The organism is Geomicrobium sp. JSM 1781026, assembly GCF_041949955.1.
In the GTDB taxonomy this organism is placed as follows: Bacteria; Bacillota; Bacilli; order Bacillales; family Marinococcaceae; genus Geomicrobium_A.
The window spans coordinates 110,904-137,147 of the sequence record NZ_JBHFQF010000002.1; the positions used below are offsets into that span (position 1 = coordinate 110,904).

Annotated in this window: 26 protein-coding genes, 1 pseudogene and 1 riboswitch; of the genes and pseudogenes, 22 read left to right on the plus strand and 5 right to left on the minus strand. The window is 47.3% G+C overall.

Features of this window, described 5'->3' with window-relative positions; genetic code table 11:
• Nucleotides 1-121 precede the first annotated feature (121 nt).
• The 5 genes and pseudogenes from ACE1TF_RS03490 (at nucleotide 122) to ACE1TF_RS03510 (ending at nucleotide 6,297) form a co-directional block, all read left to right on the plus strand.
• Entirely contained in the window at nucleotides 122-490 is a 369-nt protein-coding gene (locus ACE1TF_RS03490) for a Na-translocating system protein MpsC family protein (RefSeq protein WP_375014288.1), read from the plus strand.
• Between the two features lie 486 nt (nucleotides 491-976).
• Nucleotides 977-1,381 (plus strand): hypothetical protein, encoded by a 405-nt coding sequence (locus ACE1TF_RS03495; protein WP_375014290.1) that lies wholly within the window; start codon nucleotides 977-979, stop codon nucleotides 1,379-1,381.
• Nucleotides 1,382-1,421: 40 nt separating this feature from the next.
• On the plus strand, nucleotides 1,422-3,506 hold the full coding sequence (locus tag ACE1TF_RS03500) for a peptidoglycan D,D-transpeptidase FtsI family protein (RefSeq protein WP_375014291.1): 2,085 nt from the start codon (nucleotides 1,422-1,424) through the stop codon (nucleotides 3,504-3,506).
• Between the two features lie 77 nt (nucleotides 3,507-3,583).
• Nucleotides 3,584-4,204: pseudogene (locus ACE1TF_RS03505) on the plus strand (alpha/beta fold hydrolase); the annotation flags it as partial.
• Between the two features lie 197 nt (nucleotides 4,205-4,401).
• Nucleotides 4,402-6,297 carry a bifunctional 2',3'-cyclic-nucleotide 2'-phosphodiesterase/3'-nucleotidase gene (locus tag ACE1TF_RS03510; protein WP_375014294.1) on the plus strand — a complete coding sequence of 632 codons (1,896 nt, stop codon included), beginning with the start codon at nucleotides 4,402-4,404 and terminating at the stop codon, nucleotides 6,295-6,297.
• Nucleotides 6,298-6,345: 48 nt separating this feature from the next.
• Here the strand turns inward: ACE1TF_RS03510 and ACE1TF_RS03515 are convergent, their stop codons facing one another.
• Nucleotides 6,346-7,998, minus strand: a complete 1,653-nt coding sequence (locus ACE1TF_RS03515) for an FAD-binding dehydrogenase (protein WP_375014296.1) — start codon at nucleotides 7,996-7,998, stop codon at nucleotides 6,346-6,348.
• 95 nt (nucleotides 7,999-8,093) lie between these two features.
• The gene (locus ACE1TF_RS03520; RefSeq protein WP_193744317.1) at nucleotides 8,094-8,261 is read right to left on the minus strand and encodes a hypothetical protein; all 168 of its coding nucleotides are present in this window, start codon (nucleotides 8,259-8,261) and stop codon (nucleotides 8,094-8,096) included.
• Between the two features lie 149 nt (nucleotides 8,262-8,410).
• Here ACE1TF_RS03520 and ACE1TF_RS03525 point away from each other — a divergent pair, with 149 nt between their 5' ends.
• From ACE1TF_RS03525 to ACE1TF_RS03545, 5 genes are all read left to right on the plus strand, one after another.
• Entirely contained in the window at nucleotides 8,411-8,749 is a 339-nt protein-coding gene (locus ACE1TF_RS03525) for a hypothetical protein (RefSeq protein WP_375014298.1), read from the plus strand.
• A gap of 85 nt (nucleotides 8,750-8,834) precedes the next feature.
• The gene (locus tag ACE1TF_RS03530; RefSeq protein WP_375014300.1) at nucleotides 8,835-9,617 is read left to right on the plus strand and encodes a J domain-containing protein; all 783 of its coding nucleotides are present in this window, start codon (nucleotides 8,835-8,837) and stop codon (nucleotides 9,615-9,617) included.
• Nucleotides 9,618-9,672: 55 nt separating this feature from the next.
• Nucleotides 9,673-10,650 carry a helix-turn-helix transcriptional regulator gene (locus ACE1TF_RS03535; RefSeq protein WP_375014302.1) on the plus strand — a complete coding sequence of 326 codons (978 nt, stop codon included), beginning with the start codon at nucleotides 9,673-9,675 and terminating at the stop codon, nucleotides 10,648-10,650.
• 78 nt (nucleotides 10,651-10,728) lie between these two features.
• Nucleotides 10,729-11,274, plus strand: coding sequence for a DUF4352 domain-containing protein (locus ACE1TF_RS03540; protein WP_052363769.1), 546 nt, complete (start codon nucleotides 10,729-10,731; stop codon nucleotides 11,272-11,274).
• Nucleotides 11,275-11,364: 90 nt separating this feature from the next.
• The gene (locus ACE1TF_RS03545; protein ID WP_375014304.1) at nucleotides 11,365-11,862 is read left to right on the plus strand and encodes a YusW family protein; all 498 of its coding nucleotides are present in this window, start codon (nucleotides 11,365-11,367) and stop codon (nucleotides 11,860-11,862) included.
• 286 nt (nucleotides 11,863-12,148) lie between these two features.
• On the opposite strand, the gene allD is transcribed toward ACE1TF_RS03545, so the two are convergent.
• Nucleotides 12,149-13,162 carry an ureidoglycolate dehydrogenase gene (allD, locus tag ACE1TF_RS03550; RefSeq protein ID WP_375014307.1) on the minus strand — a complete coding sequence of 338 codons (1,014 nt, stop codon included), beginning with the start codon at nucleotides 13,160-13,162 and terminating at the stop codon, nucleotides 12,149-12,151.
• A 95-nt stretch (nucleotides 13,163-13,257) separates the two neighbouring features.
• Here allD and ACE1TF_RS03555 point away from each other — a divergent pair, with 95 nt between their 5' ends.
• From ACE1TF_RS03555 to ACE1TF_RS03585, 7 genes are read left to right on the plus strand one after another with little or no spacing between them, the layout of a single operon-like run.
• On the plus strand, nucleotides 13,258-13,929 hold the full coding sequence (locus ACE1TF_RS03555) for a GntR family transcriptional regulator (protein ID WP_042400536.1): 672 nt from the start codon (nucleotides 13,258-13,260) through the stop codon (nucleotides 13,927-13,929).
• 26 nt (nucleotides 13,930-13,955) lie between these two features.
• Nucleotides 13,956-14,966, plus strand: coding sequence for a TRAP transporter substrate-binding protein (locus ACE1TF_RS03560; protein ID WP_375014310.1), 1,011 nt, complete (start codon nucleotides 13,956-13,958; stop codon nucleotides 14,964-14,966).
• Complete coding sequence (locus ACE1TF_RS03565) at nucleotides 14,963-15,445, plus strand: TRAP transporter small permease (RefSeq protein ID WP_375014312.1); 483 nt, start codon at nucleotides 14,963-14,965, stop codon at nucleotides 15,443-15,445. The genes ACE1TF_RS03560 and ACE1TF_RS03565 overlap by 4 nt, the downstream gene beginning before the upstream one ends.
• A complete protein-coding gene (locus ACE1TF_RS03570) occupies nucleotides 15,445-16,716 on the plus strand; it encodes a TRAP transporter large permease (RefSeq protein WP_375014314.1) in 1,272 nt (423 codons plus the stop codon). The genes ACE1TF_RS03565 and ACE1TF_RS03570 overlap by 1 nt, the downstream gene beginning before the upstream one ends.
• A gap of 12 nt (nucleotides 16,717-16,728) precedes the next feature.
• Entirely contained in the window at nucleotides 16,729-17,745 is a 1,017-nt protein-coding gene (locus tag ACE1TF_RS03575) for a zinc-binding alcohol dehydrogenase family protein (protein WP_375014316.1), read from the plus strand.
• Nucleotides 17,746-17,763: 18 nt separating this feature from the next.
• Nucleotides 17,764-18,855, plus strand: a complete 1,092-nt coding sequence (gene uxuA, locus ACE1TF_RS03580) for a mannonate dehydratase (protein ID WP_375014318.1) — start codon at nucleotides 17,764-17,766, stop codon at nucleotides 18,853-18,855.
• Nucleotides 18,845-19,687 (plus strand): SDR family oxidoreductase, encoded by an 843-nt coding sequence (locus tag ACE1TF_RS03585; protein ID WP_375014320.1) that lies wholly within the window; start codon nucleotides 18,845-18,847, stop codon nucleotides 19,685-19,687. The genes uxuA and ACE1TF_RS03585 overlap by 11 nt, the downstream gene beginning before the upstream one ends.
• A 108-nt stretch (nucleotides 19,688-19,795) precedes the next feature.
• Here ACE1TF_RS03585 and ACE1TF_RS03590 read toward each other — a convergent pair whose 3' ends face one another.
• Nucleotides 19,796-20,152 carry a hypothetical protein gene (locus tag ACE1TF_RS03590; protein WP_375014322.1) on the minus strand — a complete coding sequence of 119 codons (357 nt, stop codon included), beginning with the start codon at nucleotides 20,150-20,152 and terminating at the stop codon, nucleotides 19,796-19,798.
• Nucleotides 20,153-21,027: 875 nt separating this feature from the next.
• Nucleotides 21,028-21,130: riboswitch (SAM riboswitch) on the plus strand.
• A 77-nt stretch (nucleotides 21,131-21,207) separates the two neighbouring features.
• Here ACE1TF_RS03590 and ACE1TF_RS03595 point away from each other — a divergent pair.
• The 5 genes from ACE1TF_RS03595 (at nucleotide 21,208) to ACE1TF_RS03615 (ending at nucleotide 24,918) form a co-directional block, all read left to right on the plus strand.
• On the plus strand, nucleotides 21,208-22,233 hold the full coding sequence (locus ACE1TF_RS03595; protein ID WP_042400519.1) for a methionine ABC transporter ATP-binding protein: 1,026 nt from the start codon (nucleotides 21,208-21,210) through the stop codon (nucleotides 22,231-22,233).
• Nucleotides 22,211-22,879 carry a methionine ABC transporter permease gene (locus ACE1TF_RS03600; protein WP_375014324.1) on the plus strand — a complete coding sequence of 223 codons (669 nt, stop codon included), beginning with the start codon at nucleotides 22,211-22,213 and terminating at the stop codon, nucleotides 22,877-22,879. The genes ACE1TF_RS03595 and ACE1TF_RS03600 overlap by 23 nt, the downstream gene beginning before the upstream one ends.
• Nucleotides 22,880-23,028: 149 nt before the next feature.
• Entirely contained in the window at nucleotides 23,029-23,841 is an 813-nt protein-coding gene (locus ACE1TF_RS03605; RefSeq protein ID WP_375014326.1) for a MetQ/NlpA family ABC transporter substrate-binding protein, read from the plus strand.
• Nucleotides 23,842-23,909: 68 nt separating this feature from the next.
• Nucleotides 23,910-24,494, plus strand: coding sequence for an FAS1-like dehydratase domain-containing protein (locus ACE1TF_RS03610; protein WP_375014328.1), 585 nt, complete (start codon nucleotides 23,910-23,912; stop codon nucleotides 24,492-24,494).
• Complete coding sequence (locus ACE1TF_RS03615) at nucleotides 24,487-24,918, plus strand: hotdog family protein (RefSeq protein WP_375014330.1); 432 nt, start codon at nucleotides 24,487-24,489, stop codon at nucleotides 24,916-24,918. Before ACE1TF_RS03610 ends, ACE1TF_RS03615 begins: the two co-directional genes overlap by 8 nt.
• A 35-nt stretch (nucleotides 24,919-24,953) precedes the next feature.
• On the opposite strand, the gene ACE1TF_RS03620 is transcribed toward ACE1TF_RS03615, so the two are convergent.
• On the minus strand, nucleotides 24,954-26,240 hold the full coding sequence (locus tag ACE1TF_RS03620; RefSeq protein WP_375014332.1) for a GntP family permease: 1,287 nt from the start codon (nucleotides 26,238-26,240) through the stop codon (nucleotides 24,954-24,956).
• Nucleotides 26,241-26,244 lie beyond the last annotated feature (4 nt).

A 26,244-nucleotide genomic window follows, 5' to 3' on the forward strand; every position in this document is an offset into this window, starting at 1 on the left:
AAATAGTGATTTCTCATTAATTCTATTGTAAACACAATATATCATTGTTTTTTGTGATTTGACACCTGTGTTCTTGTGTGCGTATGATAAGCCTTGAAAATTGAAGAATGGGGCGGAAGACATGAAAACAATCAAAAAGCAACTAGAATCTGAACTAAGTGAAGCCTTTATTAAGTTTCAACGTGAACTAATCGGACGAGGACCGCAAGAAGCCAGAATATATATATTAAAAGACATGGTTATTGCAAGATTTAAAGGGGTGCTCACCGTTGAGGAGAAGCATCTCATTCATCATGCCGAAGGACAGAGTTTAGTCAAGCAAATGCGCATGTTATTAAGAGATCTCTATATTGATGATTTAAAAGCAATTGTAGAAGAAAAGACGGGTTGTGAGGTGCTTACAAGCCATAGTGATTTAAGTACAGATACTGGAGAAAGGCTGGAAGTATTTGTTGTGAACAAAAATCTAGAAAAGCAATTAGTTGAGTAAAGACAGATAACCTAATCGAAAAACTTCCTATTTAATATTGTATTCATTTTGTATATCAATTATCTTTAAATCTTAGTGCAAGTAAACCTATCTTCATCGGTATTATTTTTCATGCAACCTTTCTGTTTAGAAATAGAGGGGTTTCCTAGACGTTACTAGGTGAATTCCACAAACTTCCGACGAGTACCCTCGTTGTAACGCTCGAACACTTTTCGCAACGTGTTCTCTTCCCTCCTCATGGCGCAAGAAGAAGGGTGTCGCCATTCAAGCCATTTCATACAAATGATCTAACCCAATGATACATATTATTGAGCTTTGAATGCCTGTAACAATTTTATTAATATATCGACCATACATAGTATTAAAGGAGTGATTTGTGCTATGATTAAATGGACGAGATTGTTACGAATGGCTCTGTTATTGGTCATTCTGGTCGTCGGTTGTGATCAGAATGAATCAGTTGAGTAAGTTTCATTCCCTGCTGAAATGCCTGATGATTTCAACTTTTCCCTCACCTATGGATACGCAGGGGCGAACGGTATAGATACGTATGAGGGGACGGTTACGAAAGATTTGATTCCTAATGGCGATGTGACGATTGATTTATCGCTCACTGAGTCGGAAATGGAAGAAATATATGACCGAATGGTCGAAGTGAACCTTTTAGAGACGGCTGAATATGTGAGTGACGTCCAATGCGTAGACCCTCACGGTCAGAATCATGTTGAAATGACGATTAACGGTGAACGAGTTGAACGTGAGTGGATCTCCGCTCAGTGTGACGGAAATGACGAACAGTTGAGCGAGTGGTTGAGTTTTATACATTTTGAAGTGATTGAACCGAAAGAAGAATACCAAGCTTTACCGGATCCAGAAGGTGGGTATGATTGATGGCTACTCCCTTTTGAGCGGTTGAGGGGAGTTGTGCGTGATGGCCGAGCATAAAAGAAAGAATCACATTCCTTTTCGACTAAATATTTTGTTTGTCGGTGTGTTTATTCTTTTCTCGATCTTAATTTTACGATTAGGGTATATTCAGATCGTCCAAGGAGATTCATACGAACGGATGCTCACGAACGAAGAAGAGCAGACAGCAAATGTGGAAGCGCCGCGTGGGATCATGTATGACCGCAACAATTACGTGCTCGTTGATAACGACTTGCAGCTGGCGCTCACGTATACGAATACTCCGAATAATGACCGCGAGCGTTATGAAATCGCGCACGATCTCGTGGAATTTTTGGAGATAGAGGAAGACGACATCGAGTCAGTCAACCCGCGGGAATGGAAAGATTATTTTCTGTATACAGCGTCCATTGAACCGACCGGTGACGATGATGAAGCAGGCCCGTTGCGTGACTATGTCGCCAACATCGTAAGTAACGATGAGGCGAGCGAGCTTGAGGATGATGAAATCTACCAGTTGCAACTCGATCGTCTGAATGACGAAGAAATTATGAACAGCTATAGTGAGAGCGAACAACAAGCCGTCGTCATCTGGGCAGAGATGCTGAGCGGTTACAATCATTCGCCAAACCGCATTGCCACCGGGTTGGACGAAGAACAAGCGCACCGACTGGCAGAGATGTTGCATCATATGCCAGGCACCGATCTGATGCGTGATGCGGAGCGGATTTACCCTTATGGCGAACAGTTCACCGAATTTTTTGGCAGCATCGGTTCCATTCCGTCGGAACTTATTAGTGGGTATGTTGGGCGGGGGTACGAACGAAGTGATCAAGTCGGCGTTTCGTATCTTGAGAACGAATACGAAGAAGTGCTTCGGGGCGAGAAGGCAGTCGTGAGGACGCAACCAGACGGGAGCGTGATTACAGATGAAGGACGCCGCGGGAATGATTTACGACTTACGATTGATATGCGCTTGCAGCAAGACGTCACAGATCTTGTTAGTGATGTACTCCATAGTTATGGCGGCCACGTATTCCCAGACGGTCGTGACGCTTACGTCGTCATGATTGAACCGTCAACCGGTGATATTCTTTCCCTAGTAGGGTATAACGGGAATTTAGGAACGATTAATAACACATATGAAGTCGGGTCTTCTATTAAGGCTGCGACAGTTCTTGCTGGTTATAACTATGGCGTTATAGGTCATGGTTCAGTTATTCAAGATGCGACAATTAGCTTAGATAATACACCGGATATTAATTCGTGGACAAACATGGGGTATATTAACGATTTGGATGCGATTCGTCGGTCTTCGAACGTTTACATGGCAGAAATTTCAATGCGTTTAGCTGAAGTGAATCGTTCGACGAACCAATGGCCGAGACTTGGGGAAGCGCATAATGACTTGCGTCAACATTATGCTCAGTTTGGGTTAGGAACCGAAACTGGCATTGATCTTCCTCGGGAATCTTCAGGTTTGATTGGCACTAGCAATTCCGGTAATCTCTTGTATTTAAGCTTCGGGCAGTACGATACCTACACCCCTCTACAACTCGGGCAATTCAGTGCCACGATGGCAAATGGCGGGGAACGGATGCGCACGCGCCTCGTTCGTGATGTGCTTGAGCCGAGTATGGAAAACGGAACAGCAGGTGGGAGCATCCGCCACTATGCGCCAGAAGTCATGAACACGGTCAGCAATACGAATGCAGATTTTCAGAGAATGCAAGAAGGAATGCGGCAAGTCGTTGCCGTATCCGGACAAACCGGTGGTACTGCCTATGATGACTTTAACGGCAGCAATAGCACCGATTATACGTTAGCTGCGAAAACAGGTACCGCACAAACAACGGTGAACGGTATGGAATTGAACAACCAAACGATGGTGGCATACGCCCCGTACGATAATCCAGAAATCGCTGTCGCCGTAATCGTGCCGAGTGTCGCTTTAGATGACCACGGCAACAACTCAGGCATTGCCAATACGATGGCAAGAGAAGCGATGAATCTATTTTTTGAGCAACAAGAAAATCATAAAGCCCCTGAACTTGCCGCTGAGGAAGACCAAGTACAAGATCCAGAAGAGGTTGCTGAAGGGGACAGCTAGATGATTTTGCACACGGAAGTAAGAGGAGATGGCGTACCTGTTGTGTTTCTTCATACGGCGTCCACGATTTTGAACACGTAGTGTTCGATTTGCAAGCTGATTTCAAGGTCATTTTGCCGGATTTAAGAGCCCACGGACATTCAGCTACAGAAGATGTGGAAGATTACTATGTGAAGTGTGCAGATGATCTAAACGAGACGCTCGAACACATAGGGGTCGAGTACGCTCATATCGTCGCATGCTCCCTTGGTGGAATGATCGGTATCTTTTTTGCTAAACAACATCATTCTTCTGTACGTTCGTTAACCTTTTCAGGTGTTATGCCAAAAGTACCGGACAACTGGGACGAGCTGTCGAAAGCGGAAGCGGCCGAAATTACTGCAGTTATGAATAACCGTGAATCAGCCGCACAACTGGACGAGATTCATGGCCAAGGTTGGCGCGCCCTCGCTCACTTTTTTCTACAACTTAATTCGTACCCGTTTGAAGCGGTCGGCGATTTGAGCAGTATTCAGGCGCCTATGTTGTTTATTGTTGGTGAGTCACAACCCCATGAAACGCTAGGGGTGCAACGCTATCCTACAATGAACGATGGCGTCCGTGTCGCAGTTATTCCTTTTTCCGGACACCACGTCCAAACTGAACAACCGGAGCTTTATGCGAATATATTACGGCTCTTCATAAAGAATATTTCGTGACGGACGAGCAGGAAAACACCCACCCCTGCTCTTTTTTGTGTGTCGTTTCGTTGTAACACAATTCCAACATTATGAGTCTCTAAGCATTTTTGCTCAAAAGTATTATGGTACATTTTTCTTGTTTTCACCTGTATTGGTTGTCGGTCAATGGTGACGTTGCTACGATAAGAGCGTAACTTTTGGAGGAGGCGATTGATATGATTAAAGGGAAAAAGTTCGCAATACTCACACCTGTAATCGCTTTATCGGCTACACTTGTGGCGTGTAACGATGAAGATGTTGAGTCAGAAGTCGATGAACCTACGGATGAGAACGTGGAAGAGGACACAGATTCTGAAGACACAACGACACTATCGATTTTAGGTACGACAGATATTCATGCACATCTTATGCCTTACGACTATATGAATGATGAAGAAGATCAAACGATCGGACTGTCGAAAGTACATACACTCGTAGAAGAAGCGAGAGAAGAATTTGAACATACGATGCTTATTGATAATGGCGATACGATTCAAGGAAGCATACTTGGTGACATGCCAGCACAAATTGAACCGTTAGAAGAAGATGAGACGCATATTATCATGGATGCAATGAATGAAATGAACTACGATGCAGCGGCGTTAGGAAATCATGAATTTAATTTCGGGTTGGATTTCCTCGATGAAACGATTGCTGACGCGGATTTCCCGTGGTTATCTGCAAACGTCGTTGAACCTGGCACCGAAGACCCTGTGTATGAACCGTATACGATTGTCGAAAAAGACATTGACGGTGAGGCCATTTCGGTAGGGTTCATTGGACTCGTGCCTCCGCAAATCATGAACTGGGATGCCGCTCACTTAGAAGGTGAAGTCGAGACACTGGAAATTGCTGATGCCGCACAAACATTCGTGCCAGAAATGAAGGATGAAGGCGCTGACCTAATCATTGCCATCGCCCATTCAGGAATTGATGATAGTGACAATCCGAGTGAGAATGCAGCGATTCCTTTGAGCGAAATTGACGGGATTGACGGCATGTTACTCGGCCATCAACATAACCATTTTCCTAGTGAAGATTATGATGGAGTCGAAGCGGTCGATGTAGATGCTGGAACAATTAATGACGTACCCGCGGTCATGCCAGGATCTTGGGGTAGCCATCTCGGGTTCCTCAACTTTGATCTAACGGTGGAAGATGGTGAGTGGACAATTGTGTCTGCCGAATCAGAAATCCGGAGCACAGAAGACGTCCCATCACATGAAGGCATGGAAGCACTCGTGCAAGATGCACACGAGGCAACGGTTAATTACGTAAACAGTCCAGTTGGTGAAATTACGACCGATATTAATACGTACTTTTCACGAGTGAAGGACAATGAAGTTGTCCAATTAATTAACGATGCGCAGCTGGATTATATGGAGCAGTTGCAAGCGAATGGAGAGTTAGACGACGATCTGCCACTCTTGTCTGCTGCCGCACCATTCCGTGCCGGACGAGGTGGGGATTTCACTCAAGTTGATGCAGGTGAAGTGGCCATTCGCGACATGAATGATGTGTACGTATTTCCGAATACGTTACACGTAGTGGAAGTCGACGGTGACCAATTGAAGAATTGGCTTGAGTACTCCGCTTTGAATTTCAACCAAATTGATCCGGACGAAGACGCTGACCAAGAACTCGTTAACCAAGATTTTTCGAGCTACAACTTTGACGTGATTGAAAATGTCACCTACGAAGTTGATGTAACGAATGATGAAGGTGAACGCGTATTGAACGTAGAATATGATGGTGAGCCAGTTGAGAGCGACGATCGATTTTATGTAGCAACGAACAATTACCGCGCTGGCGGGGAAGATCATCTTGATGCAGATGTCGAAACGGTTCTCGAGACAACGGATGAGAACAGACAGATTATTATTGATTACATCATTGCCCATGATGGGCCGATCGATGTAGAAGCGAGTGAGAACTGGCAGCTCACTCCGATTGAAGCTGCAGGGGACATCATTTTTGATAGTGCTGCAGATGCAAGTGAGTACAGCGATGGGTACGATCGAATTGAGCTATATGAAGAAACCGATGAGGGAACGCGATTTACATTTGAATAGCGAAAAACCGCCAATCATTCCAAATTGAATGATTGGCGGTTTCTTTTTTTAACGATTGGCAATCGCTTCACCAACGACTTTACCAGTAAACAAACACCCGCCGAGAAACGTTCCTTCGAGCGCGCGATACCCGTGCAATCCCCCGCCTCCAAAGCCAGCCGCTTCGCCAGCTGCATACAATCCCGGAACCGGTTCACCGTCTTCGTGCAGCACTTGGCCATTAAGATTCGTTTGCAGCCCACCTAACGTTTTACGGCTGACAATATGAAGTTTAATAGCAATAAGTGGGCCATTGTCACGGTCTAACATCTTATGAGGCTTCGCGACGCGAATAAGACGATCTCCTGTAAATGTGCGCGCGTTGCGAATGGCAGCAATTTGCGCATCTTTAGTAAAAGTATGATCGATCTCCCGGTCTCTTGCCGCCATCTGTTCGTGGATGTGTTCAGCTGACAACACCGGTCCTTCGCCCAACGCATTCATCTTGTCTACGAGTTCCCGGACGGTCGTGGCGACAAGGAAGTCTTCCCCATGGTCGACAAACGCTTGAACCGCCTCAGGTGCACCGGGGAGCGCACGCTTCAGCACTTTCTTTATGCTCTTTCCTGTTAAATCGGGATTCTGTTCAGACCCTGAAAGAGTGAATTCTCGTTCAATTACCTTTTGTGTAAGGATAAACCAAGAATAATCATAGCCGGTGTTCGTAATCGCTTTAAGTGTAGATAACGTATCAAACCCTGGCATGTTCGGAGGATGGAACCGACGACCGGTAGCATCAAACCACATCGAAGACGGGCCAGGTAATATACGAATGCCGTGCTGCTTCCAGATCGGGTACCAATTCCGGATCCCTTCTGTGTAATGCCACATTCGGTCGCGATTGACGACACGTCCACCAGCACGCTCAGCAATGCTAATCATTCGCCCATCCACATGGGCAGGCACGCCAGCAATCATCTTTTTCGGTGCTCTGCCTAGCCACTCAGGCCAGTTTTTCCGAATCAAATCAAAGTTGGCCCCGATCCCTCCGCTCGCGACAACGACTGCCGAGGCTCGATAGTCAAAATCCCCTACTCGTTCCCGGGACGTTTCTCTTCCCCGAGCGACTGATGAAGGAACGAGCTCCGACCCGCGAACGCCAACGACTTGACGATTCTCTACGATAAGCTCGTCCACTTGGTGACGGGGGAAGTACGTTATCTGGTTATTTCGTTCATATTTATGAAGTTTGTCAATAAAAGGTTCGAGAACACCCGGCCCGGTTCCCCACGTAATATGAAAGCGGGGAACGGAGTTGCCGTGCCCGTCGGCGGTGCTGCCACCCCGCTCGGCCCAGCCGACAACTGGGAAGAAACGGATGCCGAGAGAGTGGAGCCACTCTCTTTTTTCGGTTGCCGCCCACTGCACATAGGCTTTCGCCCATTTCGTGCTCCACGCATCTTCATCCTTTCGGTCAAACCCTGCTGTCCCTTGCCAATCTTGCCAAGCGAGTGCGAAAGAGTCTCGTACGCCAAGTCTACGCTGTTCGGGTGTATCGACGAGAAAGAGCCCGCCAAATGACCAGTATGCCTGTCCGCCAAGTGAACTTCTCGGTTCTTGATCGAGTAGCAGGACTCGCTTATTTCTATCCGCCATTTCCGTTGCCGCAACGAGGCCGGCAAGGCCTGCGCCGATGACGATGGCGTCGAAATGATTTGTCATTGAAAAATCACACTCCTTCATACTAGGGAGTACTACACCATTCAATAAATTCCTTCTATATATGAACAAAAAATAAGACTGCCCTCGCAGCCTTACTACTCGATCTCATATTGGCCTTTTAGGCGCTCGATTTTCTCGACGGTTTTCTCGTAAACAACCGGGTCTCTCTTCTTAATGCTCGCCATCGCATAGAGAAAGGCGACTTCTTTTACATCATCGGGAAGTTTTCTGTATTCGGCAATAAATTCAGAAATGGTTTTCATAGGTCACCTCTCAGTTTTATCTCTACTTATTATAACGTGATTGGATGTCGTTTTGTTTCAGTAAAATGGAAATTTGTTAGAAAAAGTTGCAACCGCAAAAGGGAAAAAATACCTATGAAGCGAATAGAATAGCTATGGGAGGTGATCATTTGCGCTTGGGTTACGGTCTGTTTTCTTTGCTCGTTCCTGTGCCGTTTTTGTTTCATTATTTGGAGTATCACCAAATCGCTGGGTTTGCGCCACTTAGCATCGGTGTCGTTATTGCGATCCTCGTCGGTGGTGTGCTCGCCGCCTGGGTTGACGTGAAAGATTTGCTGAAGGTGTTCGTTCTCGTCACCGCTGTTTCCGTCGTGTTAGGGGCGTTTTTCATCCCAAATGACACCGGTTGGTTTAAACCGTTAGAACGAAATACCGTCTTGATTGGCTCTTCACTTCTATATCTGGCTGGTCGGTCAGTTGTCCGATTGCTCGTAAAAAAGTTAATATAGGAAGAATCACCCATCATGCATTGCGTTACATAACTTCATGAAATACTATTACACTAAGGAGACACGTAGAAAAGGGGTGATGTGCATGGTTGCATCGGTAGGGCTCATAATCATAATTGCTTTTGCAGTGGCGGGGTGGTATTACGTAACCTCTCGTCGGCAAGATGCCATTGATGTTCGAAAATATAAAAGTTATGTTCATGGCAATGCCACGCTTACAGGCAAGAATGTTCATTTTTTTGTGCTTGCTGGACATCGGCATCGCCAGTACTGTGAAATAACCGGAGGTCGGCTACTTATTCACGATCCGCACAACAAGATTGAGCTATTCATTAACGAGAAAGAGGTGGCCCGAAGCGGGGTTACTTGTGAGCAACAGTATGTTGGAACGATGATCATTAATGAGCAGCTACAATTCACCTATAAAGTGGGGGCATTCTCGCGCTACAGAAGAGTTGTGCAGCAAGAACTTCCGCGATCAAACGACTTAGTCGATCTCGTATCGTTCGCACTAGAAACGATCATGGCGAACAATACAATGAGAAAAAAGAACATGCTTTTTCGTACGGCAATGCCAACGAGTGAAGCTGAATTTCTTCATGCGGCAACGACGTTTCAACACTACAAAGCTGAAGCAGGGCGGATGCTAACGGAAAAAGTCGGCAACAGATTTGGGCGTCACGTCGATGAATATCTACAAATATTAGAGTTTGAATCAACCGATCAGGTGAGTGCCGACGAGCTAAGAAGACGCTACCGAATCATGGCGAAAAGGTACCACCCCGACTCTCCAACTGGAGATGTACATAAGTTTAAACGGGTGAAGGAAGCGTATGAGCATATTAAAAAGGAACATGTTGCTGTTTGAAGAGAATGACAGGGTATGGAGAAATCCGTGCCCTTTTTGAGTGGAGGTACATTTTATGGCAGAAAAAACGAACAAAGCAGGTCGATTACTCGACATTTTGCGAATTCTTAATGAAGAAGAAAAAGTGACGGCATCCGTTCTCGCTGAGCGCTTTCACGTGTCGGAACGCACGATCTATCGGTATATGCGCGAGCTAGAAGAGATGGGCATCCACTATGTAACGAACCACCACGAAGGTTATCAGCTCGTGAGTACACCGAACTACCCGAACCGACTGTTAACGATGCAAGAGTGGGTCGCACTGACCGTGTTTCCGATCTTTCAGCCTGGCATTGCTGAGGACCATCCGACGTACAACTCGGCTATTCGCAAATTAAAGACATTAACGAACGAAGACCAACAACAGATGACGAACTTCCGCGAAGAACTTGGTGGCAGAATCCGTTTTCACGACCAGCACGGGGACCCCGACCGTAACCACATTATGGCGGCAATGATTGAGGCGATTACCGAAAACCGGGTGCTCGACATTACGTATTACACGATCTCTAGAGATACCCGAACCGAGCGCAAGATTCACCCGTACTACATCATTCCCCGTGGCGGTCATCTATACATCACTGCATACTGTGCAACGCGTGAAGGGTTTCGAATCTTTCGATTGGACCGAATTGAGACGATTGGTGTCACGAAGGAGACGTTCTCGATCTCCCCGGACTTCAACATTGATGAATACTTAGAGAACCGTTGGACGATCTTTGCAGACGACGAGGAGGCGACTACCTTCGTCGTTCGCTTTGCGGCCGACATTGCCCGTTATGTCACTGAAGTCCAATTTTATACAGAAACCGAATTAGAAAAACAACCAGACGGGGCGTTACTCTTAAAGACGACGATTCGCAGCAAGAAGGAATTTCTCCGATGGGTTCGGGGTTTCGGAACGGATGCACAAGTGTTAGCGCCACATGATGTGCGCAAACAACTAGCAGCGGAATTCAAAGAACAAGTAGATCGCTACGAAAGAAAATTGTAATCTTTTTTACAGCACTGACATCACTTGTCAGTGCTCTCTTTATGATGAAGGTAATTCAAACATAAGGAGAGGGTTCGTATGAAGAAATGGTTTTTGGCAATGGGTCTCGGGGCAACAATGGTCGTGATTGCTGCTTGTGATGTGAGTGATGTGGAGCAGGTGGAAACGGAACAAGAGGAAGCAGAGGCTTCGGAAGAATCTGCAGTAGAAGAGGGTGGGGGAGAAGAAGAGGAGGTCGTGGAGGAGTCCATTTCAATTGGGGACACGATGAATTTCGACGGCTTGCAAATTACGTTAAATGATGCGTACACAAGTGCGGGCAGTGATTGGGAGACGCCGGAAAATGATCATTATGTGATTCTTGATTTGACGATTGAGAACACGACGGATGAGGCGGCGAACATTTCAACGATGATGCAGATGAGTCTTCAAGACGGAGAAGGGTATACGCACAACAGTACGATTTATACTGAAACGACAGGTTCGTTGGACGGTGAGATTGGTCCGGGTCGTGATAATCGTGGTGAAGTGCCGTTTGATGTGAACGCTTCTGATGAGTATGAGTTTATCTTTGAAAATCCATTCACGAGCGGGCAAGCAATCTGGACGATTACAGATTTATAATGATGATTCGGCAGGCGAAGGCCTGCCTTTTTTGTTTAAATTTGGGTGAGTTGGGCACCTTAAAGAAAACGATTGTGGAGGAATGTTCGGATGAAGAAGTATAACATGGCTAGCCTGTCGATCCTTATCGCCCTCGGACTCGTTGGGTGTGGCGGTACGGACGACGGAACGGTAGAAAATGAACAACCGCCGATGGAAGAGTCTACACCAACAGAAGATGAGGGTATGGCAGGCGACGAAACAACCGGCGGTTGGCACGAGTCGCTGTCTTTTGAAGAATTTCAATTGGATGTCGAGTACGGAAGTGAAGAGTACGAAGTGGATTACGATTACAACAACGGCAACCCCGAAGCAGAAATTCAAGACACTAGGGGTGGATCAAACATCCAGGTAGCAGGAGATGAAGCCCTTGATCAACTTGCCTCTATTCTGCCGGAACTCGACATTGATGAGCAAACCTCGCCAGATGAGCTGGTTCAAGCCGTCGTGGCAGCGTTCGATTTAGATGAGACCTATGACGAAATTGACGTCGATGTTGAATTCTTCAACAACGAAGAAATTGAAGCCGAAGAAGATCAGAATCAATGAGACAAAGCCCGTGCGGGAATCGCACGGGCTTTGCACATGTAGTGACGGCCGGGTTGGATCGGCCAAAACTGTTCTCGAGTTGAGACAAGCTGTTACCGAGTTGCCCGCTTTATTCCGCAGAGCGGAAACATTTGACTAACTCGGTAACAGAATATGTGAACTAGGGAACAGATGCAGTGCGTCACGCTGAAAAACGAGATCGGCGCGACGGTAGGTGCTCATGTTACATAGGGATGATTGTGTAGTTTTCTCAAACTGTAAGGAAATTTGCCGGTACAGAGCGCCGCTACCGTCCATTTTCCATAAGAAACTCGTAAACAGATCCTGGCAGTGGAATGCCACTTTGCTTTCTTGTTTTGGCCGTTTGTGTCTCGATTTCTCCCGGAACAAAGACTCCTTCGTTGCCTTCAATGGCTGGAATGGACCGAAGTTCACGGATCATTATGTCCATACGTTTCGTGAATGTTTCCAAGTGTGTGAACACACTAAGGTCCAGCGCCAAAACGAAGTGGCCAAGTTCGCGATTTTGTCCATAGTCTCCATACATTTTAGATACGTGTGGGCCAAAGGCGGCTCCTGTGAGTAATGCTGAGAATATTTCTACAACCATCGCAAGACCATAGCCTTTCGGTCCACCAAAGGGTGTGAGGGAGACGACTTGGTGAGGGTCAGTTGTAGAATTTCCGTCTTTGTCGACGCCCCACCCTTCAGGAATGGATTGTCCTTTTTCTTTTGCTTGTAGAATCTTTCCTAGAGCGACGGTACTCGTAGCGAAGTCTAGAATGACGGATTCTTCTTTAGCGGACGGGAAGCCAAAGGCAATTGGGTTCGTACCGAAAAATGGCTCTGTACCACCAAACGGAACGACCACTTTGTCTGTATGGGTCATGGCAAGGCCAATCATGCCAGCGTCTGCAGCTTGCTGTACGAAGTAGGAGAGCGCACCGCAATGACTGCTATTTTTAACCGCGACAGCACCGATGCCTTGTTCTTTTGCAATCTGGATAGATTGATTCATCGCTTCTTTTGCGATGTAATGACCAAAACCGTTGTTGCCATCAAGGATCCCTGTACTTGGGGATGTTTTTGTGAATGTCGGCTCCGCATGGGCATCGAGACCACCTTCAGCTACTCGTCGAAGATAATGTTCGACCCGAAGCACGCCGTGGGAATCAACACCACGTAAGTTTGCGTGCACGAGCACGTCGGTTACATGTTCTGCGATGTGCTTTGGAATACCACCACGTGTAAAAGCCGTTGTCGTTATGTCTGTTAGCTGTTGTTCTGTGAGCGTACCCATTCATTAATCACTCCTTAAGTATGTAAACGCTTTAAAATAATAGTAGCATACTTGTATGGTAGTGTGGTAGCATCATTTTTAGGAGGTGAGAGAAGTTGAATCGGACAAATTTTAAAGGATCAACCCGAGAGTATGTGTACGAGAAGATCCGTGAATCAATATTAAGTCTCGAGCTTACGCCGGGGACGGTCATTTCCGAAAAAGAAATCTCTGATGATTTGGAAGTGAGTCGGACACCGGTCCGTGAAGCTTTTCTTAAATTAACCGAAGATGAGTTGCTGACGGTTTTGCCACAACGAGGCTCATTTGTCACACTTATTGATTTGGACCACGTTGAAGAAGCCCGTTTTCTTAGAGAGCAAGCAGAAGTAGGGATGATGAAGCTCGCATGCCATGCTTTTCCGGAATCGAAACGATTGGATATGTTGGCAAACATTGAAAAGCAAAAGCTTGCCAAGGAGAAAGAAGATGAACAAGCCCTTTTTTTGTTGGATCGCGATTTTCATTTGTTCTTAGCAGAAGGTACAAATAAAAAACGTGTTTGGCAAGTCATACAACGTATGGATGTGCATTCGCAAAGATTGCGTAAATTGAGCATGAACTTGAAATTGAATTGGAACCTCCTCATTGAACAACATGAAGCGATGGTTCAGGCAATTGAGCAAAAAGATGAACGAGCTGGAATGGAAATTATGCACGAGCACTTGACGTTGTTGCAGTATGACCAATCCCCGCTAAAAGCGGAATTTCCGGATTATTTTCAGTAAAAACCTCTAGAAAGCAGGTGTAGGCAATGTGGAAAGGGTTTTTGGCTTGTGTCTCTGGTGCTGTGCTGCTACTCGGCGGATGCGCAGCCGAAACGTCCTCCTCCTCAGAAGAGGATGTTACTCGTTGGAAAATGACACACATTTCTGATTCGAGTCACTTGTGGCACCGAACAGCCGAAGAGTTTGCTGAACTCGTCGAAGAAAAAACAGACGGTGCTGTTGTGGTTGATATTTTTCCGAACAGTCAGTTAGGCAGTGAAGTAGATAACATCAACTCCATTCGCTACGGTGCAACCGACCTCACGATTACTGGAGAGACGTTAGAAGTGTGGACGCCAAACGCGGTCATGCTCGCCGTACCGTACGCATTTGAAGATGAGGACCATATGCGTCGTGTCATTGAAGGCCCATTAGGTGGCATTATTGAAAGCGATATCGAGCGTGATATCGGACTCACACCTCTTTTTTATATGGAACGAGCACCAAGGAACTTAACGTCGAATGTTGAAATTAATACGCCGGAAGATTTGCGCGGGTTTAATATGCGTGTACCAAACGTACCGTTATTTTTAGATGCGTGGTCACAAGCAGGAGCACAACCGCAAGTGCTCAGTTTGAGCGAAGTGTTTACCGGGTTGCAACAAGGGGTGATCGACGGACAAGAAAATCCGAATGACTTAATTGAGAGCAACGGATTTTATGAGGTGCAACAATACTTAAATGAAACCGAGCACGTGCGGTCATGGATATATGTGGTCGTTGGCACCGAGCAATTGGAAGCGTTGCCAGCAGATCAGCAAGCGGCGGTCAAAGAAGCAGCGGCTGAAGCAGAAGCGTATGCTCAAGATTTACATGAAGCAGAAACCGAAGCGGTAAGAGAGCGATTAGATGAGCAAGGCATGACATTTAATGACGACGTGGACCAAGAAGCGTTTCGTGAAGCAATGATGCCAGCACTGGAAGAGTACTTCACAGAAGAACAGAATGAGTTGTACTTAGATATTCTCGCTGAAGGTGAAGGAGGAGAGAGTGAATGAAGCAGATGGAAAAAGTCGATGCGACACTTGGAACAACGACGATCTTATTATTTGCTGGTTTATTGCTCGTCGTCGTCATTCAAATCCTGAGCCGGTATTTTCCGTATGACTTTACGTGGACAGAAGAGCTTTCTCGCTACTTATTTGTTTATTCAATTGTTACGGCAGCTCCTTTGGCTTTACGAAAACAAGAATTTATCCGCATTGACATGTTAATTTTGGCACTTCCAAAATCAATTCAACGAATCTATGAAACCGTCATTAGTGTGCTTATTATTTTATTTTCAGCGGTACTTTTCGTGTTTGGTATACAGTTTACGGGATTAGGGTTAGATTTCTACGCGCCAACACTAGGAATACCTATGGCCTATGCGTATGCGGCTGTACCGATCCTCGGTTTATTGTTAATCGTGTATGGGGTTGTGACCATCATTGAACGCCTGCAAGGTGCCCATGACGAGAAAGGAGAAGAAAGCTAATGGCTATCCTCGTCATCGTATTGTTTTTATTACTCATTGCTCTTGGGATACCGATTGCGTTTAGCTTAGGGATTTCATCACTTATTTACTTACTCGTTGCCGGCGTACCTCTTACAGTCATTCCGCAAACGATGTTTGCCGGAATTGATTCATTTGTCATGCTTGCGATTCCAGCCTTCATCCTTGCAGGAAACTTAATGAATGCTGGCGGGATTACGAATCGAATTATTGACTTTGCTAATGCGGTTGTCGGGCGCATTCGCGGGGGACTTGCGCTGACGAACGTCGCTTCTTCCCTTGGGTTTGCTGGGATTTCAGGTACGGCGTTATCGGACACAGCGAGTATCGGATCAGTCATGATTCCAGCGATGAAAAAACAAGGGTACGGGTCGGGTTTTTCAGCGGCAGTTACCTCAATTTCATCAACAGTTGGACCGATGCTCCCTCCATCGTTGCCGATGATCATTATCGGTACGCTCGCTAGCATTTCCATCGGTGATTTGTTCTTGGCTGGAGCCATCCCAGGCTTGTTGCTTGCGATTGGATTTTTAATCGTCACATACATCATTAGTGTGAAGCGCCAATATCCAAAAGGGGAGAAGCAGTCACTTTCTACAATTGGAAAAACGTTTTTAGGGGCGTTTTGGGCGCTAATTATGGTCGTTATTATTCTTTGGGGGATTCTTGGTGGGTATTTCACACCAACTGAAGCTGCTGTCGTATGTGTGATCTATGCGTTTCTCGTTGGAAAATTTGTTTATCGAGAGTTAAATCTCAAGCTAGTACCGTCCATCATTAAAAACACACTCATCTCAACGGCTTCCATCCTTTTGCTCGTAGGATTTGCGAACACGTTCGGCTGGATTCTAGTCAGTGAAGGTGTGCCGCTTGTCATAGCTGACGGTATTCTCTCGATTACAGAGAACCCGATTTTTGTTATTCTGCTCATTATTCTTTTATTGCTTGTGCTAGGAATGTTTATGGAGACCATCGCGGCACTTGTCATTTTGTTCCCCGTACTACTTCCGGTTGCGACAAGTATTGGTATGGACCCGATTCACTTCGGTGTCGTCATGGTGCTCGCACTCATGATTGGACTTTCTACGCCACCGGTCGGGGTTTGTTTGTTCGTTGCGTCATCATTTGCAAAAGTGCCAATTACAGTAACGGTTAGAGAGTTGCTTCCATTTTTCGCTGTTGCGATTCTCGTTTTACTTATCGTTGCGTACGTACCACAATTATCACTATTTTTACCCGGACTATTTGAGTAAAGGATGATGAAGATGAAAGCCATTCAAGTAAAACAACCTCACCAACTCGACATCGTTGACACGGAACGCCCAAAAGTTCAAACCGAAACTGACGTCATTGTACGTGTAACGACGGTTGGAATTTGTGGTTCGGATATGCACATTTATCACGGAAGCAACCCGTTTACCGTTTACCCTCGAGTCATTGGACATGAGGTGGCAGGACGTGTTGAAGAAACGGGTGCTGCTGTTACAAACGTGAAAAAGGGCGACCTCGTCGCCCTAGAGCCGATTCGCTCGTGTGGCACGTGTTATGCATGTAAGAACGACCGCCCGAACGTATGCACAGACCTCGTCGTGTACGGCGTGCATGCTGACGGTGGCATGAGCGAATGGATGCGAGCCGATGAGAGAAATTGGCACCCGGTCGAAGATCACGTGACTGAAGAAGCTGCGGCACTTATTGAACCGTTGACGATCGGTGCGCAAGCTAGTTTTCGTGGAAACATCCAGTCTGGGGACACTGTACTCATTATGGGGGCGGGCCCGACAGGCATAGCTTGTCTATTGCTCGCAAAAGAGCGAGGGGCGACAGTGTGGATGTCAGATTTCAATACGAATCGTCTTGATTACGCAACGTCTATCGGAGCAGATCGAGTCATTAACCCGGGAACGACAGACGTGGAAGAAGAAGTGACAAGAGCAACGGATGGCGAAATGATGAACGTCGTGATCGATGCGGTCGGCATTACGAGTACGTTTGAGCAAGCGGTTCAACTTGCATCAGTTGCCGGAACGGTCGTGACGTTAGGGTTTAATGAGCAGCCGTCACTCATTCCTTCTTTTCAACTTACGAAGAAAGAATTAAACGTTGTTGGTTCTCGACTACAGACGCATCAATTTCCTACAGTCATTAAAAAAGTGAATGCTGGAGAGCTGAAACCAGAAGCGATCATTTCCCATCGGTTTCATTTTAAAGATGTTAAAGAAGCATTCTCTCTGTTGGAAAATGAACCTGAGAATGTACGAAAAGTCGTTATTGAATTTTAGTGGAAGGAGTTGGGCGCGATGAGAATGACTTTTCGCTGGTACGGAGAAGGCAATGACTCCGTTACAGCCGAGCAAATTAAACAAATTCCTGGCGTAGAAGGGCTTGTGTGGGCTCTTCACGATCAGCCAGCAGGTAACGTGTGGCCACTGGAAGACATCATGCGTGTCAAAAAATACGCCGATACCCACGGCTTTCATCTTCACGTCGTGGAGAGCATTAACGTCCATGAAGACATCAAACTCGGCGCTGACACGCGAGACCGTTACATTGACAACTACAAGCAAACGTTAAAAAACGTTGCTCAGGCAGGCGCGCGCGTCGTCTGCTTCAATTTCATGCCGGTATTTGATTGGACAAGAACCGATCTTTTTAAACAATTAGAAGACGGTTCTACTGCCCTTTTCTATGAAAAAGGGAAAGTTGACCGGATGGATCCGTATGAGTTAATCGAACAAACGACGGACTCTGAATTCACAATGCCTGGGTGGGAGCCGGAACGCTTGAAGACGATCGAACACTCACTTCGAGCATATGAGCAAGTGAGTGAAGAAGATTTATGGGCGAATCTCCACTATTTCTTAGAGCGAGTGTTGCCAGTCGCAGAAGAAGAAAATATTAAACTAGCCATCCATCCAGATGATCCACCGTGGTCTGTGTTTGGATTGCCAAGGATTATCAATAGTGAAGAAGCGATTGAACGGTATTTGGCCATTTCCGACAGTCCGTCTCACTGTCTTACGCTGTGTAGCGGTTCACTCGGGTCAAATCCGGCAAACGATGTCCCTGCGATCATTCGCCGCTTTCATAATCGCATCGCATTTGCTCACATCCGAAATGTTCGTATCTATGAAAATGGGGATTTTATTGAGACGTCCCATCGAACGAAAGACGGGTCCGTTCCAATTGATGACGTCGTCAGAGCGTATCACGAATCAGGTTTTACAGGGTACGTCCGCCCCGACCACGGCCGACATTTATGGAACGAACAATGTCGTCCAGGGTATGGGTTGTACGACCGGGCATTAGGAATCATGCACTTATGGGGTCTTTGGGACGCTTATGAACTTGTTGAAAAAACGAATCAGGAGGCGAAATCACATGCTCCCTAAACATACGAATTTAGAAGGGAAAGTAGCGGTAATTACAGGAGGCAGTGGGGTGCTCTGCCGGACTATGGCAAAAGAGCTCGCGCGCCAAGGCATGAAAGTCGCGATACTAAACCGAAATGTAGCGAACGGTGAAGAAGTCGCCGAACAGATCAACATTGCAGGCGGAGAAGCTGTGGCTGTCCGTTGCGACGTGTTAGACGAAACGAGCATCGCTGCGGCTTACGCGCAAGTAAAGAAAACGTTCGGCGCGTGCGACCTGTTAATTAACGGTGCTGGTGGCAATCACCCCGACGCGATCACCGAAAAAGAAACGTACGAAACTGGCGATCTAGAAAGCAATATTCGATCTTTTTTTGATCTGCAATTAAGCGGATTTGATCACGTGTTCCGTCTAAATCTCGTCGGCACACTCTTGCCTACACAAGTATTTGCCCGAGATATGACATCAAGCGGGGGCACAGTCATTAACATCTCTTCCATGTCGGCCCCGGCTCCGATGACGAAAGTACCGGCCTACAGTGCCGCCAAAGCTGGCATCGACAACTTAACAAAATGGACAGCTGTCCATTTTGCAGAGACGGGAATACGTGTGAACGCAATCGCGCCAGGGTTCTTCCTCACTGAACAAAATCGCGATTTGCTCACCACCCCAGACGGGGGACGTACCGCACGTGCGAACAAAATTATCGATCATACCCCACAGCGAAGATTCGGTGAACCTGAAGACTTACTCGGCACGTTGCTCTGGCTTGCCGATGACGAAACATCGCGCTTTGTCACTGGTATAACAGTCCCGGTTGACGGAGGGTTTATGGCTTATTCCGGCGTGTAAAGAAGTCGCCTCTTGCAACGGTAATAAGTCACCGTCGCAAGAGGCGTTTTTTAATGCCGATATATGTTGTACTTTTCATAAAAAGTAACCCTATTTTACAAAGACTGCCTAGTCATATTCTTTCCAAAACTCGCCTGTATGTTTATTTACATAATAGCGGTTGAGTGTCGCTATGTGGGACGAGTCACCGTTTTCGTCCGAAACGGACTCTGCTACGGTAATGACATATTCATCGTCATCATTAATCCCTTCATTCATCAAGCGATAACTTTCCGCTTCAGTTTGAAAATCATCACTCACAATGCCAATCACTTCTTCTTCATCGAGTATTTGCTCCTCTTCTGCTTCCACCTCAACCATTTCTTGTTCTTCCACAGGCTCACTTGGTTCAGGCACCAATTCTCCTGCCATAGATTGAGACAAAGCGGCGGCGCTCATAATCGTTACAGCTCGCAAAGGATTCAATCCGATCATCTCCTTGCCTACCCTTTCCCTAAAAGAAAAAGAATAAATCCGAAAAAATGGAAATAAATTTTGAATAACAGCTGTAATACGTGTATCAACTTGGAAAAAGAGAAAAAGTAAACAAACATGAAACAAGGCCCCCACTTCAATATAGTGGCGGCCTTGTTTCGTTTTCCTGACGAGCGAGAGCTGTCAGGACTACTAGGGATAAACAACCCCATCCTTCTATATTTTTCAATCCACGCACCCTAGAGAAGCGGTACGAAACCTAGCATAATGCAATCGCATACATAAGTATGATGTGCCTGCTGAGGACGGCGGGAGTTGAACCTGTACAGGGTGTGACGGTAAGCCTATGATTTATACGACAAACCTTATTTCAATCCACGCACCCATACAGGGTGCGACACTTTTTCTCTTTTTAGGTAGTGTTGCTAAAAAAATTTCAATCCACGCACCCATACAGGGTGCGACGATGATGATGGTTTTCCGATCCAACACCCAGGAATTTCAATCCACGCACCCATACAGGGTGCGACTGCGAAATTAAGGGTCTATTGACCAATATCCGTTTATTTTTTCTTCTAACAATTACTTTTTTCGCACATTAATGGGGGTATAAACTAGCAATCATTACATACTTTCACAAAATTGACCCGATTTTTGGTGCGGGTCACCCAGGGTTTTTATGTTCGCTTCGGGTTCGCACCCGGATGTGCATAGCCTATTTGAGGGAGCTTATGTAAGAAGATTCGACATCGTTCATCCGCTTCCTGCAATAAAAATCATGCTTCAATTCCGATCAGAAAAGTTAGTATTTTCTGTTGACATTATCGCTTTAAAGTATTACGATAGCTACTACTAACTTCATATTTTGCTTATCGAGAGTGACCGAGGGAATGGCCCGATGACGTCCGGCAACCTCCATTGAGGAAGGTGCCAAGTCCAGCAGAATGCAACAATTCTGAAAGATAAGTCGTGAAATTGTGCACATTGCCATTCAAGACTTTTTTCAGACGAAAAGGGTCTTTTTTTATTGGGTTGGGGGTCGAGAGATGATTGAAATTAACAATTTGACAAAAGTATATCAGACGAAAAAGAAAACGGTGACCGGTGTTAAGGATGTGACTTTGGCGATTGCACGTGGAGATATCTTTGGCATCATCGGATACTCCGGGGCAGGGAAAAGTTCGCTACTGCGCTGCATAAACGTGCTTGAACGACCGACGAGCGGTTCAGTCAGCGTTGACGGTACGGAGATGACCAAATTGAAGGGGGAAGAGCTCCGTAAGCAGAGACTAAAGATTGGCATGATCTTTCAGCATTTTTACTTAATTAGTCAAAAAACGGTCTATGACAACGTGGCGTTTGCGCTTCGAGCAGCAGGGGAGTCGAAAGAAGCCATCCCCGCACGGGTCGACGAGCTACTCGGATTAGTTGAACTTTCCGATAAGCGTGACGTTTACCCGGCGCAACTGAGCGGTGGTCAGAAACAACGTGTCGGCATAGCGCGTGCTCTTGCAAATAACCCGGCGGTGCTTTTGTGCGACGAGGCTACGTCGGCTCTTGATCCGACGACGACGCAATCCATCTTGCGGTTGTTAAAAAATTTGAATCGAGACTTAGGATTAACGATTGTACTCATTACCCATGAAATGGGTGTGGTGAAAGAGATTTGTAACCGAATGGCGATTATGCAGGACGGGGAAGTCGTTGAGCATGGGCGCGTATATGACCTATTTGCTGATCCGCAAGAGGCGCTCACACAAGAGTTCATCTCCAACGTCGTTTCATTTGAAGTGCCAGAAGAAACGCTTGCTGGTTGCACAGGGACAATTATTAAAGTGACATTTCGTGGCACGGTAGCTGGTGAAGGCATCATCGGGGATATGTTGCAACAAATCGACATAAAAGGAAACTTCTTGCACGGTGCGATTGAATACATCGAAAACCGGCCGCTCGGCATATTCATCATGGAGCTGCGCGGAGAAATCGGTGACGTACAAACGGGTATTAACTACATTCAGCAACGACAAGCAGATGTGGAGGTGTTACGCGATGGACTTTCAACATCTAATTAATTTGTTGCCCGACATGGCAGAAGCATTTGTGGAAACGATGCAGATGATCGGCATATCTACCGTCGTCGCGATCATTATCGGTTTGCCGCTCGGCATCATTTTATTCGTCACCGACCGCGGATTGTTTTGGCAGAACGTCATCTTGCAGCAGACACTTGGCTTTATCGTCAACATCGTCCGCTCGATTCCGTACATCATCTTGCTCGTTTTACTCTTTCCGGTGACCGGGCTGCTCGTTGGTACAACGACTGGACCTGTCGCGGCGAGCGTTTCCTTATCTGTTGCCGCCATCCCATTCTTTGCGCGCATCGTTGAAACTGCGCTTCGGGATATCGACAAAGGCATGATTGAGGCGGCGATTTCAACAGGTGCCACCCCTTGGATGATCATGAAAGACGTCCTCTTCCCAGAAGCCCGCTCATCAATTATTCAAGGGCTTACCCTTACGATTATTAGTCTCATCGCTTATTCGGCGATGGCCGGTGTTGTCGGTGGGGGCGGCATCGGAGATCTTGCCATTCGCTATGGCCATTACCGGTACGACACAACGATCATGATTGCAACCGTTGTGTTGCTCATCGTCCTCGTCCAAGTAATCCAACAAATTGGAGATCTAATCGCTAAGCGTGTGGACAAACGAACATAAAACCGCAAGAGGTGCAAGGGTCAAAACAGGAGCGACGGTCATAGCAAATGCCATTCCTCCTAGGGGCGCTACCCGGAACGCAAGCAACGAGAAGTAAGATCCATGTCCCAGCTAAAGAGAGTATCTAAATAGAGAAGGAGAGAAATCAGTTGAAAAAATCGACCGTATTCTTATTAGGAAGTGTATTGGTATTGTCCGCTTGCGGAGACGAAAGTGAAGGCAGCGAGGAGACGGCTGGCGACATCACATTGGGAGCTACCGCTGGTCCTTATAGCGATATGTTGTCGGAGGCAATCGTGCCCGGCTTGGAAGAAAAGGGGTATTCCGTCGACATTCAAGAATTCTCCGACTATGTGTATCCGAACAATGCGCTAGCAAATGAAGAAATCGACGCCAATTTGTTTCAACACACCGTCTACCTTGAGAACTTCACTGAAGAAAACAACCTCGATCTCGTCGGGCTCATCACCGTTCCGACTGCACCGATGGGGTTGTATTCCGATGAATACAGTGACTTGAGCGACGTTGCTGAAGGCGCGGAAGTTGCGATTCCAAATGATCCGACCAACGCCGCCCGCGCCTTCATCATGCTCGAAGAAGAAGGGCTCATCGAATTTGAAGACGGCATCGACGAGCTCACCGCATCGGCCCGTGACATTACCGGCAACCCCCTCGATTTGCAGTTTGTTGAGCTGGAAGCCGCACAACTGCCGCGCCAAGTCGGTAGCTCAGCGCTTACCGCTGTGCCAGGGAACTTCGCCCTCGGTGCTGAGATGGACCTGTTGGATGCGCTCGCACTCGAAAACATGCCTGATCAGTACCGCAACGTCGTCGCCGTCCGTGCCGAGGACGAAGACGGGCAGCTTGCTCAAGACATCGTAGATGTAATCGAATCCGAACAGTTCGAAGAAATCATTGACGAGCAGTTCGAAGGGTTCGGAAAGCCGGAGTGGATGGAGTAAATCGCCCATCTCACCCGTATTGGCACCATTTTTGCACCCTCCTTCCCAATAGAAGGAGGGTTTTTCATATGCAACCAGACTGGAAACGTGCATGGCAACCGATAGTTGAACGCGTAGGTACCGATTTTTGTCCTGGGGAGCAGCTTTGGGGAGCGGACCCAATTGAGGCATCCGCGGTGCGCCGTTTTGTCGAACCGCTAGAGTTCGACTGCCCGCTACATACCGACCAACACGTAGCAGAGCAGTATGGCTACGGACGCATCATTGCCCCGTATAGCAGCTTGTTCGTTTGGATTACGCAGCCGTATTGGAACAAAGAGATGGGCGCGCAGTTTACGAGCGCCCACCCCGATGCCCAACCAGAGCAGAGCCCGGTTCAAGGCTTCGTGTCTGACCACGAACCCGTCACGACCGGGTACTTTTATACCGACCTCGACATCGAGTACATCCAGCCGTGCTACGTTGGCGACCACTTATACCAAGAAGGCAACCGCCTCACGTCATGCGTACCTAAAGAAACCTCCGTCGGCCGAGGCGCATTTATGCGCTGGGCATCAGTCATCAAGAACCAGTCCGCTGAACGAGTGGCGAACGTGTCGATCGGCACGTACCGGTACAACCCACATTTGAAAGGAGGCAGTGCAAATGAATGAGCGCTATTGGGAGGACGTGCAAATAGGCGAAGCTTTGCGCCCGGAAACGTTTCACCTGTCGGTGTACAGACTTGTGATGGCGGCGGGAGCAACGAGAGACTTTAATTCCATCCATCATAACAGTGAGTATGCTAGGCAATCGGGCGCAGAGGATATGTATGCCAATAATGTCTTCTTGCAAGGCATGTGGGAGAAAACCGTTCGTGCTTATATCGGACCTGCTGGAACGATCCGGCGACTGAAAGGGTTCAAAATGAAGACGTTTAATACAGCTGGAGAGACCGTCACTACCAATGGAACGGTCGCTAATAAGTGGATTGAAGAGGGCACAGCGTTCGTGGAAATCAAGCTTTGGACAGAAAATGCCGACGGCATCACCGTCGGCCCTGGCACGATGATCGTCACCTTGCCACTAAAGAATTGAGCGCACACGCCGTGCGCTCCACAAAACGCACCCGTTTACACGAGACCCATTGACGCCATAGCAATCGCCACTACGGTCGCAACGATTGGAATGAGCACAGCGACGACGAAGATATCTTTATATGACTCTTTATGGGTAAGACCCGTGACGACGAGCAGTGTGATGACGGCGCCGTTGTGAGGGAGGGCGTCGAGCCCGCCGCCGGACAACGTGGCGATCCGGTGCAGCGCTTCTGGGTTCAGACCTGTCTCGAGCGCCAAGTTGTAATACCTCTCACCGAGCGCCTCTAACGAGATCGCAATCCCGCCAGAGCCTGAGCCGGTCGCACCGGCCATCACATTCGTCGCAATTGCGAGCGAGATGAGCGGGTTCCCACCGAGTGAGAGCAAGGAATTGACCAACCGATCAAACGCGGGGACGGCTTGCACGACGGTCCCAAAACCAACAGCGGCACTCGTATTAATAATCGCGAGCACCGACCCGCTCGCCCCGCTGTTCAGAGACGTCACGAACTTGCGCCAGCGGTGGGCGTTAAAGAGCATAATCGCGACAATACCGGTAATAAGCGCGACAATAATGTGCCAACCGAATAGATTCAGCGTTACAAGTACGATCAGAAGCGGAATAATTGAAAGAAAGAAGTTTGGCAGACGATCATCTTCGTGATCAATGATTTGTTTGTCCTTCGGTTCAGTGAAGAATTCTCCTCGGCTCGAGAGTTGATTTTCCCGCCATCGTAAATACGCGTACCCGCCCCCGGCGATGACGATTGCGGCAACACTGCCCATAATTGGACCTGCGGCTGCCGTCGTATTGAAATGCGTCGTCGGGATTAGATTCTGGATTTGTGGGTTGCCAGGAATGGCTGCCATCGTAAATGTAAACGCGCCAAGGGCGATGGTTGGTGGCAAAAGTCGTCTCGTTAAGTTCGCCTCGCGGAACAGTGCCAATGCGAGCGGATAGACGGCAAAGACGACGACGAACAGACTCACACCTCCGTACGTAAGAACTGAGGTGGCGAGCAGCACGCCGAGAATGGCGCGTTTGGAGCCAATCACTTTCGTGAGTGTAACCGCAATCGTGGCTGCCATCCGTGTATCTTCCATTAACTTCCCGAAAATCGCACCGAGCATGAACACTGGAAACCATTGCTTCGCGAAATCGACGAATCCGCTCATGTACGTGCCAGCATAGGCGTCGAGCAAATCCAATCCCCCTGTAAGAGCTACAACGCCAGCAGCAATTGGAGCGACCCAGATGATCGACCATCCTCTGTAAGCGAGAATCATAAGTACCGCAATTCCAATTAAAATCCCAATCATACCG

Coding starts and splice junctions, on each gene's coding strand:
- ACE1TF_RS03565 (WP_375014312.1), top strand. CDS start 14,963: ATGAAGCAGATGGAAAAAGTCGATGCGACACTTGGAACAACGACGATC.
- ACE1TF_RS03570 (WP_375014314.1), top strand. CDS start 15,445: ATGGCTATCCTCGTCATCGTATTGTTTTTATTACTCATTGCTCTTGGG.
- ACE1TF_RS03540 (WP_052363769.1), top strand. CDS start 10,729: ATGAAGAAATGGTTTTTGGCAATGGGTCTCGGGGCAACAATGGTCGTG.
- ACE1TF_RS03615 (WP_375014330.1), top strand. CDS start 24,487: ATGAATGAGCGCTATTGGGAGGACGTGCAAATAGGCGAAGCTTTGCGC.
- ACE1TF_RS03510 (WP_375014294.1), top strand. CDS start 4,402: ATGATTAAAGGGAAAAAGTTCGCAATACTCACACCTGTAATCGCTTTA.
- allD (WP_375014307.1), bottom strand. CDS start 13,162: ATGGGTACGCTCACAGAACAACAGCTAACAGACATAACGACAACGGCT.
- ACE1TF_RS03530 (WP_375014300.1), top strand. CDS start 8,835: ATGGTTGCATCGGTAGGGCTCATAATCATAATTGCTTTTGCAGTGGCG.
- uxuA (WP_375014318.1), top strand. CDS start 17,764: ATGAGAATGACTTTTCGCTGGTACGGAGAAGGCAATGACTCCGTTACA.
- ACE1TF_RS03545 (WP_375014304.1), top strand. CDS start 11,365: ATGAAGAAGTATAACATGGCTAGCCTGTCGATCCTTATCGCCCTCGGA.
- ACE1TF_RS03585 (WP_375014320.1), top strand. CDS start 18,845: ATGCTCCCTAAACATACGAATTTAGAAGGGAAAGTAGCGGTAATTACA.
- ACE1TF_RS03520 (WP_193744317.1), bottom strand. CDS start 8,261: ATGAAAACCATTTCTGAATTTATTGCCGAATACAGAAAACTTCCCGAT.
- ACE1TF_RS03500 (WP_375014291.1), top strand. CDS start 1,422: ATGGCCGAGCATAAAAGAAAGAATCACATTCCTTTTCGACTAAATATT.
- ACE1TF_RS03490 (WP_375014288.1), top strand. CDS start 122: ATGAAAACAATCAAAAAGCAACTAGAATCTGAACTAAGTGAAGCCTTT.
- ACE1TF_RS03620 (WP_375014332.1), bottom strand. CDS start 26,240: ATGATTGGGATTTTAATTGGAATTGCGGTACTTATGATTCTCGCTTAC.
- ACE1TF_RS03495 (WP_375014290.1), top strand. CDS start 977: ATGCCTGATGATTTCAACTTTTCCCTCACCTATGGATACGCAGGGGCG.
- ACE1TF_RS03600 (WP_375014324.1), top strand. CDS start 22,211: ATGGACTTTCAACATCTAATTAATTTGTTGCCCGACATGGCAGAAGCA.
- ACE1TF_RS03560 (WP_375014310.1), top strand. CDS start 13,956: ATGTGGAAAGGGTTTTTGGCTTGTGTCTCTGGTGCTGTGCTGCTACTC.
- ACE1TF_RS03595 (WP_042400519.1), top strand. CDS start 21,208: ATGATTGAAATTAACAATTTGACAAAAGTATATCAGACGAAAAAGAAA.
- ACE1TF_RS03535 (WP_375014302.1), top strand. CDS start 9,673: ATGGCAGAAAAAACGAACAAAGCAGGTCGATTACTCGACATTTTGCGA.
- ACE1TF_RS03610 (WP_375014328.1), top strand. CDS start 23,910: ATGCAACCAGACTGGAAACGTGCATGGCAACCGATAGTTGAACGCGTA.
- ACE1TF_RS03515 (WP_375014296.1), bottom strand. CDS start 7,998: ATGACAAATCATTTCGACGCCATCGTCATCGGCGCAGGCCTTGCCGGC.
- ACE1TF_RS03575 (WP_375014316.1), top strand. CDS start 16,729: ATGAAAGCCATTCAAGTAAAACAACCTCACCAACTCGACATCGTTGAC.